Origin of the sequence: Peribacillus sp. FSL R5-0717 (assembly GCF_038002945.1) — a bacterium.
GTDB classification, from domain to species: Bacteria; Bacillota; Bacilli; order Bacillales; family DSM-1321; genus Peribacillus; species Peribacillus frigoritolerans.
The window spans coordinates 4,598,910-4,612,658 of sequence record NZ_JBBOOF010000001.1; the positions used below are offsets into that span (position 1 = coordinate 4,598,910).

The 13,749-nt window shown below is 39.2% G+C and carries 13 protein-coding genes and 1 pseudogene; 11 read left to right on the plus strand and 3 right to left on the minus strand.

Features of this window, described 5'->3' with window-relative positions:
- The first annotated feature begins 269 nt into the window (after positions 1-269).
- Positions 270-851, plus strand: a complete 582-nt coding sequence (locus tag NYE65_RS22090) for a cupin domain-containing protein (RefSeq protein ID WP_340861699.1) — start codon at positions 270-272, stop codon at positions 849-851.
- A gap of 634 nt (positions 852-1,485) precedes the next feature.
- Here the strand turns inward: NYE65_RS22090 and NYE65_RS22095 are convergent.
- Complete coding sequence (locus NYE65_RS22095) at positions 1,486-1,833, minus strand: potassium channel family protein (RefSeq protein ID WP_340861700.1); 348 nt, start codon at positions 1,831-1,833, stop codon at positions 1,486-1,488.
- Between the two features lie 203 nt (positions 1,834-2,036).
- Here NYE65_RS22095 and NYE65_RS22100 point away from each other — a divergent pair, with 203 nt between their 5' ends.
- Entirely contained in the window at positions 2,037-2,456 is a 420-nt protein-coding gene (locus NYE65_RS22100; protein WP_340861701.1) for a VOC family protein, read from the plus strand.
- A 221-nt stretch (positions 2,457-2,677) separates the two neighbouring features.
- Here the strand turns inward: NYE65_RS22100 and NYE65_RS22105 are convergent, their stop codons facing one another.
- Positions 2,678-2,950, minus strand: coding sequence for a ribbon-helix-helix domain-containing protein (locus NYE65_RS22105; protein ID WP_198426235.1), 273 nt, complete (start codon positions 2,948-2,950; stop codon positions 2,678-2,680).
- A 302-nt stretch (positions 2,951-3,252) separates the two neighbouring features.
- Between NYE65_RS22105 and NYE65_RS22110 the strand changes: the two are divergent.
- From NYE65_RS22110 to NYE65_RS22125, 4 genes and pseudogenes are all read left to right on the plus strand, one after another.
- A pseudogene (locus NYE65_RS22110) lies at positions 3,253-4,176 on the plus strand (DUF871 domain-containing protein); the annotation flags it as partial.
- Between the two features lie 30 nt (positions 4,177-4,206).
- Entirely contained in the window at positions 4,207-4,512 is a 306-nt protein-coding gene (locus NYE65_RS22115) for a PTS sugar transporter subunit IIB (protein WP_048685915.1), read from the plus strand.
- Between the two features lie 24 nt (positions 4,513-4,536).
- Positions 4,537-4,863, plus strand: a complete 327-nt coding sequence (locus NYE65_RS22120; protein ID WP_340861702.1) for a PTS lactose/cellobiose transporter subunit IIA — start codon at positions 4,537-4,539, stop codon at positions 4,861-4,863.
- A gap of 271 nt (positions 4,864-5,134) precedes the next feature.
- On the plus strand, positions 5,135-6,037 hold the full coding sequence (locus NYE65_RS22125; RefSeq protein ID WP_340861703.1) for an aldo/keto reductase: 903 nt from the start codon (positions 5,135-5,137) through the stop codon (positions 6,035-6,037).
- A gap of 514 nt (positions 6,038-6,551) precedes the next feature.
- Here NYE65_RS22125 and ftsZ read toward each other — a convergent pair.
- Entirely contained in the window at positions 6,552-7,574 is a 1,023-nt protein-coding gene (ftsZ, locus tag NYE65_RS22130; protein WP_328136298.1) for a cell division protein FtsZ, read from the minus strand.
- A gap of 817 nt (positions 7,575-8,391) precedes the next feature.
- Here ftsZ and NYE65_RS22135 point away from each other — a divergent pair.
- The 5 genes from NYE65_RS22135 (at position 8,392) to NYE65_RS22155 (ending at position 13,431) form a co-directional block, all read left to right on the plus strand.
- Entirely contained in the window at positions 8,392-8,991 is a 600-nt protein-coding gene (locus NYE65_RS22135) for a nucleotidyltransferase family protein (protein WP_328177685.1), read from the plus strand.
- Between the two features lie 135 nt (positions 8,992-9,126).
- Positions 9,127-11,286: a xanthine dehydrogenase family protein molybdopterin-binding subunit gene (locus tag NYE65_RS22140; protein ID WP_340861704.1), complete on the plus strand. Its 2,160-nt coding sequence runs from the start codon at positions 9,127-9,129 to the stop codon at positions 11,284-11,286.
- Positions 11,283-11,747, plus strand: coding sequence for a (2Fe-2S)-binding protein (locus NYE65_RS22145; protein WP_063576666.1), 465 nt, complete (start codon positions 11,283-11,285; stop codon positions 11,745-11,747). The genes NYE65_RS22140 and NYE65_RS22145 overlap by 4 nt, the downstream gene beginning before the upstream one ends.
- Positions 11,744-12,610, plus strand: coding sequence for an FAD binding domain-containing protein (locus tag NYE65_RS22150; protein WP_328177687.1), 867 nt, complete (start codon positions 11,744-11,746; stop codon positions 12,608-12,610). Before NYE65_RS22145 ends, NYE65_RS22150 begins: the two co-directional genes overlap by 4 nt.
- A 26-nt stretch (positions 12,611-12,636) precedes the next feature.
- Complete coding sequence (locus NYE65_RS22155; RefSeq protein WP_340861705.1) at positions 12,637-13,431, plus strand: XdhC family protein; 795 nt, start codon at positions 12,637-12,639, stop codon at positions 13,429-13,431.
- Positions 13,432-13,749 lie beyond the last annotated feature (318 nt).

Genomic DNA, 13,749 nt, shown 5'->3' on the forward strand with positions numbered 1-13,749 from the left:
AATGGCTATGGGGAGCTAAGATTAAGGCAGCCATCGTTACTGTTGAAAAAGGTGTGTACTATATGTGGAAAGAGTACAGAGTCTAATATAAGTTCCAAAAGGCCAGAAATTTTTCTGTTGATAAGAATGCTGGCAAAGCCACTATTACTGATTTATTCCTGCAAAATCTAAGCCCCTTACTCATATGTGTAGGGGCTTTTTTATGTTTCAAGTACATTCACTTAACAAGTGCATATGATAATTTTAAAAACTGTGAAGGGTTGAGAAAAATGTACTATGCTCCTTATATCCATCCCTATCAATATCAAAATTCTTATTATGTTAATGAACCAATGTATAACCATTTAAGAAATCCTGATTATTGGAGTGTAAATAATGTTAACCATTTGGGCTTTTTACAATCATCAAATGGAAGAAATAATATTGAGGTAAAAGATTATGGACCAAAGCCATTTGTATTGAATATCAATGAGGGTACGAAACAAAACACAACCTACCGTACCGCCTTATGGACAGGAAAACATTTGCAAGTTACATTGATGAGTCTTAAAGTTGGTGAAGATATTGGTTTAGAAATTCACCCAAACGTTGACCAATTTTTACGTGTTGAACAAGGTCAAGGGGTTGTTCAAATGGGCAATAGAAAGGATAATTTAAACTTTGTAAGAAACGTCTATGATGATTATGCAATAATGATACCCGCTGGCACATGGCATAATGTAGCCAATACAGGTAATATTCCTCTAAAGCTTTACTCGATATATGCTCCTCCTAATCATCCATTTGGTACTGTTCATGTTACCAAAGCAGATGCAGTGACTGCAGAAGAAATGCAACGATTATGGCAATAGATCGCTTCAGGAATTAAATGTAAATATATAGAAAAAGAATGCAGATAGGGTTTTGACAGATTGGCTGACCCTTTTATTTTGTAAGGTGAACAATATCTCCACAAGGTTCCTCCATCTTTCAAAGCCCACCCTTATAGAGGGTCTTTTTTGTTTTTAATGATCAATACAAAAGAATAACGTGGATACCCTACACCTATTTTTACTGCGAAACATTGAAAAGTCCCTACTTGCTTTAAGTGGGGACATTTTTTTTGATTCCATAAAGATAATGTAGGTCAACGGCTCAAGAACTTTTAAAATTTACGGGCAACGCTTGATATTTGAGCTACCCGCCATTTTTAATTTTTAGCATTCAATATAGTCTCTTGGAAAATTAATATTGAATTCTTTTTGATTGTTTCCTAGCACTTTACTTATGAAGAAAATAATTATTTTTAATAAAATATATATTGTTCGAATGCCATCTCACTAACATCCTATGTTAATGAAAGTTCGACGGTCTCCAATATAAAGGGGGATTTGTGCCCCTACATAAACAACTGTTATTCGGCAGAGAACTTGCACTTGTTGTAGTGAAGGGTGATTGTATTACGATAAAAAAGGAATGCCAATTATTATAAGCATTCCTTTGCATTCAGATTTTGTTGCTGTTGCTCTCGTTTTCCGGTTTCTTTATGATTGCGTATGCTAGGTATCCTATTAAGCCCATAAATAATCCGGTGCCGACTACAATATAAATCATTGTAAACACTTTTCCTAATGTTGTCTGCGGTTCAAAGCTGGGATGCCCAACCGTGCTAAGAATAACAACACAGAAGTAAAGGGAATCAATCACAGTTAGACCTTCCTGCTTTACATAGAAAATCGTGCCGGAAAATAACATAACGAGGACCAAGACGAAAAGAACCTGGAAGTTCTTCAGTTTAAAAGCGGACCAGAGCGCTTTTAGAAAACGTTTCAAGGTGAGGATAAATGAAATCATTGGTAATCGAATTTCCTTTCGGTTCATTACATTTTAAGTAAAGTGAATGAGTAAATCCTGATATTCGAGCTTGATCAGTTAATCATTCTCCTATACAGGAATTCAGTTTAGATTGACAAAAAAACCTGTTTATTTTGATCTGGTTTGAACTAGAAGCGTTGGTAAACAATAGAAGGAGAAACTAAGTAAGAAGGGGGACAATCATGAAGCCACGTATTACTGTCATTACATTAGGTGTGGATGATTTGGAAAAATCGCTGGAATTCTATCGGGATGGCCTGGGATTTCAAACAAAAGGAATAGTGGGCAAAGAATTTGAGCATGGAGCCGTTGCCTTTTTGGACTTGCAAGAAGGCCTAAAGCTTGCCATATGGAATCGAAGGGATATAGCTCATGAGGCCAAGGTTCCTTTGTCTCCGGCAAGCCCTACTGAATTTACCCTTGGTCACAATGTAGGCAGTAAAGAGGAAGTGGATATTGTGTTGGAAAAAGCAAAAAAAGCTGGAGCGATCATAACCGATCCGGCACATGAAACTTTCTGGGGAGGATACTCTGCACACTTTCAAGACCCTGATGGACACCTTTGGGAAGTCGTTTGGAATCCGCAGTGGGATGGTGAATAGAATCATGATTAGAGATCATTTCGATACTCTAGTTTTATTCATTCCATGAAGATAAGAGTCTAGGGGAGACCGCGCAGGTTTAAAGGCGCCGAGGGCTGTCCGCCCACGAAAAGCGAGTGCCTGGAGTGAAAATCCAACGTTCAAATTATAAAAACCATAAAAAACTGTAGGCAAAATCGATTTTCATCAAGTTTGCCTACAGTATGAAACAAGTACTTTACCTAGGGGTTATGTGCTTGTTTTTTATTTATGAACTCTCTGCTTTTTGCAATCAATTCATTATTCTTTTCAATCGCTTCGTTATTACTGTATTTCACTTGATTAACGGTATCATTATCTTCCATGTATTCAAGCAACAAGTCTACCGCTTTATCCATCAGTCTTTCGATGGGGATACCTCTTTCTTCAGCCAAATTAGCGAGTCTATTATTCAAGTACGGATTGAGGGTAATGTTTATTGGTTTTCTCGTTTCAGAATTGATAGGCCGTTCCACCTTCAGTCTTTTAATCTATCATATACCTTTAATTGAGGGTTAACAAATATAGTGTAGGGAAATGTATATAGGCTTTGGTTCATCTTTGCACTCAATTCTGGAAGTGAAAAGTGATTTCAAAAAAGAAAGCAGGAAATTGGCAGTGATCAATTTTCCAGTTTTCTTTTTTTTGTGCACTTGGGGAGTCACGAGAAGGGTTTGCGCCACTTTTATCAACAGCGGATTTATAACTGCACTATGTATTCTTAGTTTCAAAGTCTATAAAACAAACTATATCTTCAATAAATATATTGACATAAAATATTATTTCTTATGCGAAAGCGCTACATATGGAAGTCATACTTGATGTTGCTCCAGCTGTTTTCGATAAGTTTGATATTAGCTATGATGATTTAAGTTTTTTCGCAGAAATGGGAGCTGACGGCGTTCGTCTGGATCTTGGATTCGATGGCTTGAAAGAAGCTAAAATGACATATAATCCTTATGGATTGAAAATCGAATTGAATATGAGTAATGATGTTGATTATTTATCGAACATTCTGACGCATCAGGGCAATAAAAATCAAATCATTGGCTGTCATAATTTCTATCCCAAAAAATTCACAGGTCTTCCTTACGACTTCTTCATCGCCTGCAGTAAACGGTTTAAAGAACATGGCATTCGTACAGCTGCATTCGTTACTTCACAAACCGGTGATATAGGTCCTTGGAGTATAAATGATGGATTATGCACATTAGAGCAGCACCGTGAACTTTCAATTGATGTACAAGCCAAGCATCTATGGGCAACTGGTTTAATTGATGATGTCATCATTGGGAATGCTTACGCGAGTGAAGAGGAACTAAGAATGCTGGGGGCCTTACAGCGTGACATGATCGAGTTGAAAGTGGAACTCCATTCGGATGCGTCACCAATTGAGCAAAAAGTTGTATTGGATGAATTACACCTTCGCCGTGGTGATATCAGCGAGTATATGGTCCGGTCAGTGGAGGTCCGAAAAAAATATGCGAATGAAGATTTTGCAGTCCGGGAAAGTATCCCGCAGCGCAAAGGGTCCGTTTTCATCGGCAATGATTCTTTTGGAAAATACAAAAGCGAACTTCAAGTCATCTTTAGGGATATGCCATTGGATGAACGTAAAAATGCAGTCGCCCATGTTGTAAAAGAGGAACTTTTTTTACTGGATTATATTAAACCATGGGGCACATTTAGATTGATTAAATAACCTGACCCTAATTTATAAGGAGGAATAATGATGAATATTTTATTATGCTGTTCTGCAGGTATGTCCACTAGTCTTTTGGTTAATAAGATGGAGAAAGCAGCGGTGGAAGAAGGATTGAGCGTGAAAATCCAGGCTGTTGCCACTATGGAAGTAAGAAACCATATAAATGAGGTGGATGTTATTCTTTTAGGCCCTCAAGTTCGGTATCAACTTAATGATATAAAGAAAATAGGGGATGAAAAAGGAATACCTGTAGATACGATAAATCCAATGCATTATGGAACTTGTAATGGCAAGGAAGTATTGCGTACGGCCCTCCAATTAATTTCAAAATAGCATACTATCAAAAGGAGTGGTAAAATGACGAAAACAAAAGAGGATCTATCAGAATTATCATTTCAATTAATTCTCCATAGCGGGAATGCCCGCAGTTGTGCAATGGAGGCCATTGCCTTGCAAAAACAAGGTAAATCAAGCGATGCCCAGGATAAATTAAAGGAAGCGGAACATGAGTTTGTTTCTGCACATAAAATCCAAACCGCATTGATTCAACAGGAAGTGAATGGTGAGAAATTCGATATTCCAATGCTCCTGATCCATGCTCAAGATCACTTGATGACTTCCATGACAACAAAAGATTTAGCGATAGAAATCGTGGAATTACACAAGAAAACACAAAAGAACTAACATATTCAGGAGGTTGCTGCGGCAGCCTTTTTCTTATGTTCATAACGTGTGAACTTCAACAAGAAGGCGGAGATATCCTCCTTCATGAACCTAAGTTAAATGAATATGGCAGATAAGGGTCACTCAAGATTAGGATTCTCCAAAAATTTAAATTATACTAGGTTCATGACAGTAGCAATAGATGCTGTCACTGATTAACGAAGGGTAGTCATGATAGAAAAACGAACAACTAATTAGCAAGCCCAATCATTTTATAAAAGGGGAGAAAAACATGCAAAGAGTCAGTCTAACTGATGAGCTTAGTCTTTCACGCATTGTACACGGTATGTGGAGATTGGCAGATTGGAGATTTTCTGCCGAGGATATCCTATCTCTTATTGAACACGGAATGGATCGGGGCGTCACTACATATGATCACGCCGATATATATGGAAGCTATACGTGTGAGGAGATTTTTGGGAACGCACTTTCATTAAAGCCTTCATTACGCGATAAAATGGAGATCGTTACAAAATGTGGAATCGTTCTTCAATCAGAAAACCGTCCTTCCCATAAAAGTCACCATTACGATACTAGTAAAACCCATATCATAAAGTCTGTTGAACAATCCCTTTTGAATCTTAAAACGGATTATATTGATTTATTACTTATCCATCGTCCGGATCCCCTGATGGACCCGGCGGAAACGGCTGAGGCGTTTAATCAATTAAAGGAATCAGGAAAGGTCCGGAACTTTGGAGTATCGAACTTCAAAAAACCGCAATGGGATATGCTCCAATCATATCTAGACTATCCGCTTGTGACGAATCAGCTGGAGCTTTCGGCATACAATCTTGAAAACTTCGAAGACGGAACCATGAACTTATGTCAGGAAATGGGCGTGGCGCCGATGGCATGGTCACCGCTTGCAGGAGGCAGCATATTTGAGGAATCGAATGAAAAGGCTGCCCGCTTAAGAAAAACGTTAGAAATCGTAAAAGAAGAAATCGGTGCCAATGGGATAGATGAAGTGATGTATGCCTGGCTGTTGAGACATCCTGCAAAAATCATTCCGATCGTTGGATCCGGTAAGAAAGAACGATTGGAAAGCGCCATTGATTCACTAAACCTAAGCATGGAAAAAGAGCAATGGTTTAACATTTTAACAAGCTCGATGGGACATGATATTCCGTAATAAACTGTACCGATTAACAAGAAACCTTGCCTTCATTAATGGGGACCTCCTTGAAGAGGTCCCCATTCTTAAATTGCAAACAGAGACGAGATGGACTTTCACTTTTCAACCATGATTTTTGGTGAATTTTTTTAGTACTAATAAGATTTTGCCATATAATAAAAATACTATTTGATTTTAGAGGTGAAACAACATGAAAATCGGGGTAATAGGCTCAAAGTATTTTGTTGGAATCCATATCAATCCACTTTCCCATGTTTCCCAAACCATTCATTTCCGTTCAATATGATATGTGGAAGAAAGCAGTCTATTAATAGAAAATGCGGGAAAACAGACCGATCTATTATCGTTTTCAGTTTCCATACCTTTTTTATGGATAGGAAAAGGTTAAAGGGAGCTTAATAGAAACTATTTATGTCCCATCTTCTGGACTTTCAGATAATTCTTGCTCCATACCTTCTATTTGACTTTCACTAACTGTGGTCTTGGTGAATTATAATAATCGTATTTTGCATCAAAACTCGTGTGACAGCCGTTTTTCCATTTCTGTTATTGAAGGGCGCGCAGGCATTTTCAATGATGGAACCTCCTGATCATTCAAGCCAGTAGCAATGATAATTACTATAATTTCATCTTTTAAGTTTTCATTAATAACAGAACCGAAAATCATATTTAACTCTGAGTCTGCCTCGGAAGTAACAATATTTGCTGCTTCTTGTACTTCATAAAGACTTATATTGGCGCCTGTTAGTTTCATTAGCACACCTTGAGCTCCGTCGATGGAAGTGTTAAGTAACGGACTGGAAATGGCTTTCTTTGCAGCTTCCGCAGCGCGATGTTTACCTGTTGCTCTGCCAATGCCTATTAAGGCAGACCCTTTATTGGACATGATTGTTTTCACGTCTGCAAAATCAATGTTGATTAAACCTGGTACAGCAATTAAATCCGATATACCTTGGATACTTTGGCGAATAACATTATCCGCTTCAAGAAATGCTTCAAGCATTGGTGTATTTTTATGTAAAATCTCTAATAAGCGATCGTTTGGAATGACAATTAATGTGTCCACTGCTTTCTTCATTAAGGAGATCCCTCCTGCTGCTTGTGTTGCACGCTTATTGCCCTCAAACGCAAACGGAAGTGTTACAACGCCAATGGTTAGTATGTCAAGCTCACGGGCAATTTGAGCAATGACAGGGGCAGCACCTGTTCCTATACCGCCGCCCATTCCGGCTGTAATGAGCACCATGTCTGTACCTTTTAATGCTTCTTGAATCTGCTCTTTGCTTTCTTTAACTGCTTGTTTACCTACCTCTGGATTTGCCCCTGATCCTAAACCTTTTGTCAATGTTGCACCGATTTGTATCTTGATCTCTGCTTTTGATAAATTAAGAGCTTGTGCATCTGTATTAACAGCTATAAATTCTACACCTTTAACTCCATGTTCGATCATACGGTTAACGGCGTTATTTCCTCCGCCGCCAATACCAATTACTTTAATGTTGACTGATGAGTTTACACTTGTAACAAACTCCATTTATAGGACCTCCTAGTCATTGAAATTACCTTATTTCAAATTATTCAAATAAATAGCGGAAACAACACTCATTCTTTTATTAGAAATGTTTTGTCTTTCTTATATTTAGATTTAGTTAAAGAAAAAGGCATTGTCGTTAGCAGTCCCGTAAAGGAGACTTCTACCGACAATGCCTTTCATTGAACCTTTCCATTCTTTGCTAAAGGTGGGTGGGTTCGATATCCTAAAAAGGTAATCTTTGTTTTAATTCTAAGGTAATTCCACTTTTAAATCAATATATATACATTATTATAAACAAATAGTATCCATGAAGATGGCGACGAACATCTCATTAGAATTATTTAAAGTGTGTAACCTAATAAGGTTAAAGATAATGATATCTTTAGGAGTTTTAAAAGGTGAAACTAACTGAGTTAAATTACCGTGCTGTATACCTTTAATTCATGAACAAGTAAAATAGATAAGCAAAGATGCACCACTGCATCTCATCTTTATTTTGTATACTTCCTACCTCTGCACTCTACACATATAGTATGTGGGAACATAGTTTACACCTTAAATGTTGTGAAAATTCAGGGGTGAAATGATTTTGATTCTTATTTTGAATAAACTAAAACAGACAGGAAAAAATTTATCCTGTCTGTTTTTTTTGCCTCTTAAATAACTACGGTGAAGCGTACCATAAGTAATATAATGAGGCTTTTACGCATATAAAGAAAAAACACTATGTTCTCTTATAGTCCATACAGCAAATCCTACCTCCGCTTATGCTTTTATTGTGAGATTTAAGAAAAATGATAGGTAGAAGGTGACAAACATGGAAGCGATCGTCCTAGCTGCTGGATATTCCAGCCGAGCGAATGCATTTAAAATGACTTTGCCGATGGGGCAAATGAGCGTGTTGGAGCAAACGATCTCTAAATTTGAAGGATTATGCAGCAGGGTCATCGTCGTAGCTGGATTTCAAGCGGAAATCATCCAAGAGGAAATTGTCAAAATCATCAGTGAAAATGCCTATTCATTTCAGATCAAGTTTGTTTATAATGAAAACTTTGACCAGGGAATGTTTCATTCCATTCAAAAGGGCTGTAACGAAGTGAATGCCCCAACCTTCTTTTTAACACCCGGCGATTGTCCGCTTGTAAAAAAAGAGACTGTTCAGCTACTAGCAAAACACAAAGGAAACGTGGTTATTCCCAGCTTTAACTATAAAGGCGGCCATCCCATTAAATTATCAAGCGAAGTGAAACAGAAAATTCTCGAAACCGATCCAGAAAGTAATTTGCGTGTGGTCCTGGACGGTTACGAAAAGCAATACATGAATGTAGATGATGCGGGAGTATTAATGGATGTTGATACACCGGAGGATTACCAAAAAGCCATTAATTATGATAATGCTTTAAATTTCTCGAAGTAAAAATAAAAATAAAAACTACGAAAATCTTGAATAGAAATGAATCATAAAAGATCATTCTCATTGATAAAATCATTGGAAGAGGTTTCTATTCAGAATATGTCCCATTAAAAAAATGAGTCGAAGGGTGTTGTTGCAATGAATCTCAAAGACATAAGCACCTCAGTGCCCAAAAAGGACCATAAAGGTAAAGTATCGGGCCAGTTGCCCTATATTAGTGACGTAAAAGTGGAAAATATGGTTTATGGTGTTTTGTATCGATCTCCAATTGCTTATGGAAAAATCATATCCATTCAATTACCTAATCTTCCGGAAGGGTATGAAGCTGTTGGAGCAGAGCATATCCCCGGACCGAATTATGTCAAAATTATCAAAGAAGATCAGCCCATTTTTGCCAATGAGTGGGTCAATTATATTGGTGAGCCAATTCTCATGCTCACGGGCAAAGACCTAAATATCCTGTACAGTTTGTTAAATGAAGTGAAGGTTGAATTTGAAGAACAACAGGCTATCTATACATTGGACGAAGCGATCAAGCAAAAATCAGAATCCTTAGTTTTGGCAAGCTATGAATTTGGGGAAAGCTTAGAAAACATTTCAGCTATCGAGCAGGGAGCCCATCAAATCATCGAAGAAGAATATGATACGGGTTATCAGGAGCATGTCTATCTAGAGCCGCAAGGAATGCTCGCCGTTTATAAGGATGATGAAATTGTCGTCCAGGGATCGATGCAATGTCTTTATTATATAAAAAATGCATTGCTAAGCGCATTAGCCTGTGGTGACGATGAAGTCAGGGTTGTTCAAAGCCCTACCGGCGGAGGTTTTGGCGGCAAAGAAGATTATCCTTCAATGATGGCTTGTCACGTAGCCGTTGCCGCAAGAGCAGTAAAAAAATCGGTAATGCTCGTGTTCGACCGTTCTGAGGATATGCTGGTAACGACGAAAAGGCATCCGGCTAAACTCAAATATCGGACGGCCCTTGATAAGGAAGGAAATATTTTAAGCATGTGTGTTGACCTCTTTCTCGATGGAGGGGCAAATGTTGGATTGAGCTCTGTCGTGCTGCAGCGCGCATTATTAAACAGTGCTGGTGTTTATAAAATTCCGCATTTTCATGCAAAAGGCTATGTCTTAAAAACCAATACCGTTCCGAACGGCGCCTTCAGAGGCTTTGGTGCTCCTCAAAGCTTTGCCGGAATCGAAAGTCATATTGGACATCTTAGTAAACTGGCAAAAATCGACCCGCTTGAATATAAACGAAAATACCTCGTCAAACAAGGAGATCCCACCATCACCAAAGGTAAATTCCGCGACCCGATATTAGTGGAAGATATGATTGAGGACGTACTCAACGTGTCAGAATACAATAAGAAAAAAGAAGACTTTCAGCGCTTAAATCAACAAAATCAGCGCTATAAAAAAGGGATAGGAACTTCGCTGTTCCTCCACGGCTGTGGATTTACTGGCAGTGGCGAAAGAGATCATATTAAAGCAAAGGTGAAACTGGTTAAATCAAAGGACGACCAGGTATCACTAAAAATCTCAAACTCTGATATGGGACAAGGTATTTTGACGACGTTGTGTAAAATTGTCGCCAAAGAACTTAACCTCCCGTTCGAAGATATTTCGTACCCTTATCCCGACACAAAAGAGGTTCCCGACTCGGGTCCGACCGTAGCTTCCAGGACGACGATGATTGTCGGAAAATTGCTTGAACGGGCCGCAAAAAAACTTAAGAATCAGTGGCAAACAGGGGTGGAACAGGAAGTGGTTGAGCACTATGTTCACCGTGAAATGATTCCTTGGGATGAGAAAACCTTCACTGGAGATGCGTACCCGGCTTATTCATGGGGCGTTAATATCGTTGAAGTAGAAGTTGATACGTTAACAGGTAATTTAAAGTTAGAAAAAGTATACGGCAATTATGAAGTTGGGAAGGTCATCGATGAACGGATTATGAAGGGCCAAATTGACGGTGGTTTGGCTCAAGGGCTAGCATACGGTTATCTGGAAAAGATGACGTCAAAACAAGGTAGAATCCAACAAAAAAGCATATCGGATTATGGACCGCCGACTTCCTTGGATATTGTTCCAATTGAAAGCAAGGTCTTTGATAACCCCTATGCTGATGGTCCATACGGGGCGAAGGGCGCAGGTGAATTGACTTTAATCGGAGGCGCTCCAGCAGTCCAAGCTGCGATTGAGGATGCCCTGCACACTTCTTTTCAGCAAATTCCGATTACACCGGAAGTCATTATTGAAAGTCTTTGGATGAGAGAAGGTGAAGAGGGTTGATTACATTCACACTAAATGGAAGAACGGTAGAAACTGACGCCCCTGCTACAGCAAGATTACTAGATTTATTAAGAGATGAGTTTGAGTTAATCGGAACAAAGGAAGGCTGTGGTGAAGGGGAGTGCGGAGCCTGCAGTGTTTTTGTGAATAACCTCCTGCAAAACAGCTGCCTTATTCCAATTGGCTCGATTGCTGGTGCCGATATTCAAACGATCGAAGGCATCATTGAAACGGAACAATTTAAAATTTTAGATGAAAGCTATTCCATAGCCGGGGGAGTGCAATGCGGCTATTGCATACCGGGAATGATTATGGCAAGTGCAGCTTTGTTATCTGAAAATCCTCATCCTTCAGAGGCAGAAATTCGTGAGGGCATCTCCGGAAATCTGTGCCGATGTACGGGCTACAATATGATTGTTGATGCGATTAACCTAGCAGCTAAAAAAGGTGATGGCTTATGATAGAGAAAATAACAGCGTATCGCTTCGAGCGTTTAGACGAAACTTTGAGCCAATTGAATAGAGAAGATTGTGCAATCATAGCCGGAGGCACCGATGTTATGGTCCTTCACAAAAGTAGAAGGGGAGTACCTCCAAAAATCCCTAAACCGATTGTTTTCATTAATCATCTTTCCGAATTAAAGCAGGTGTATCAACATCACAAGGATCTCCACATCGGGGCCTGCTGTACCTATAGTGAATTACTTGAAAATCCGTTGATTCCTTTTGCTTTAAAGAATGCAATTAAAACAATTGCTGCCCCGGCAATTAGAAACCGGGGAACATTAGGCGGTAATATATGCAACGCCTCTCCAGCCGGTGACATGCTTCCTTTATTATATGTATACAATGCAAAGCTTCTGTTGCGCTCCGTAAATGGTGATCGCATGGTCGCGATTAGCGATTTCATTCAAGGTCCACGACAGGTTCAACGCTTTCACAATGAAATGGTAACGGAGATTATTCTTCCGTTTGTATTAGGAGATTCACATGTCGTTTTCGAGAAAGTCGGCAACCGCAACGCAGATGCCATTGCCAAAGTATCGTTTGCGGGTTTCGTCCGGATAAGCAAAGGTCGAATCGATGACATTCGATTTGCCTTCGGGGCGGTCGGACCTACGATGGTTCGTTCCATTGATATTGAGAGGAAGCTGGTTGGAAAAACGATACCATTAGCCGATGCAGACATCGCTGAAATTGTGGCAGCCTTCGATAAGATCATTAGACCAATCGACGATCAACGCTCCACTGCGGCATACAGAAAAACCGTCGCGTTACATCTTTTACGTTATTTTCTTAGCATGAAGCAATATCAACCGAATTAATGTTTAAAGATAGGGGGGAGCTTTTCATGCAGCTGATGGAAAAAGTGGCCATGCTGACGCGTCAAAACGAAACCTTTGCTTTAGCCATGATTATTGAATCAAAGGGCTCGACTCCCAGGCATGTTGGAAAAATGATTATCTACCGGGATGGTACCATTGAAGGGACTGTCGGAGGGGGCTTGGCTGAACACTATGTGATCGAAGATAGTGTAAAGGCGATCCAAAATGGACAATCGAAAATCGTTGAATATAAATTGAATAAACATGCAAAAGACGGAATTCAGATGAATTGTGGCGGCACGTTACGGGTCTTTATTGAAGTCTATACAAGCAGGCCTGAACTCATTCTGGCTGGGGCCGGTCATTTAGGCCATGCGTTGGCAAAGCTAGCTGATTTCCTTGAATATCCTTATTGCATTGTCGATGATCGCGTTGGTTATTGTACAAAGGAACGCTTTCCGAATGCGGCAAACCTTTTTGTGAACGAGGATATTGGAAAGGCTTTGCTCGCAGCCAATCTAAATGAAAAATCATATGTGGTAATTGTTACAAAAGATTGTGATGATATTGTATTAAAAACGGCACTGCAATTTCCGATTGCATATGTTGGGATGGTAGCCAGTAAACGCAAGGTCATAAGCATATTTGAAAAGTTAAAAAGTGAAGGGGTCACGCAAGAACAGTTGGAGCAGGTCCATTCTCCAATAGGTTTGGAAATTGACTCGGAAACATCAGAAGAAATTGCCATCAGTATTATCGGTCAAATCATCAAATTAAGCAAGGAAAAAAAGCCTGTAAAGGTGAAACAATTAAATAGATAAGTAGAAGGTCAGATAAAGCAAAAATCAAAATGTCTAATAGATAATGGGGTCAGTCCCCACTGTGTTAAAGTATTAACTCAGTGGGACTGACCCTTTTTCTTTGATAAAAGCTAGAAGCAGGCCTTTGCTCTTAGAGTGGCCTTTTGTCGTTTTGATTAATTCATTAATATGGTAGAAATATTTTACTTTATATGCTACTACTATCATACTATACACAAAGGAAAACTCCTGGAGGGATTTTGTATGGGGATATTAGATGGACTTATGGGAAACGGGTTCTGGTGCAAAGATTACATCCATTGGAAAGAGGTTTATAGA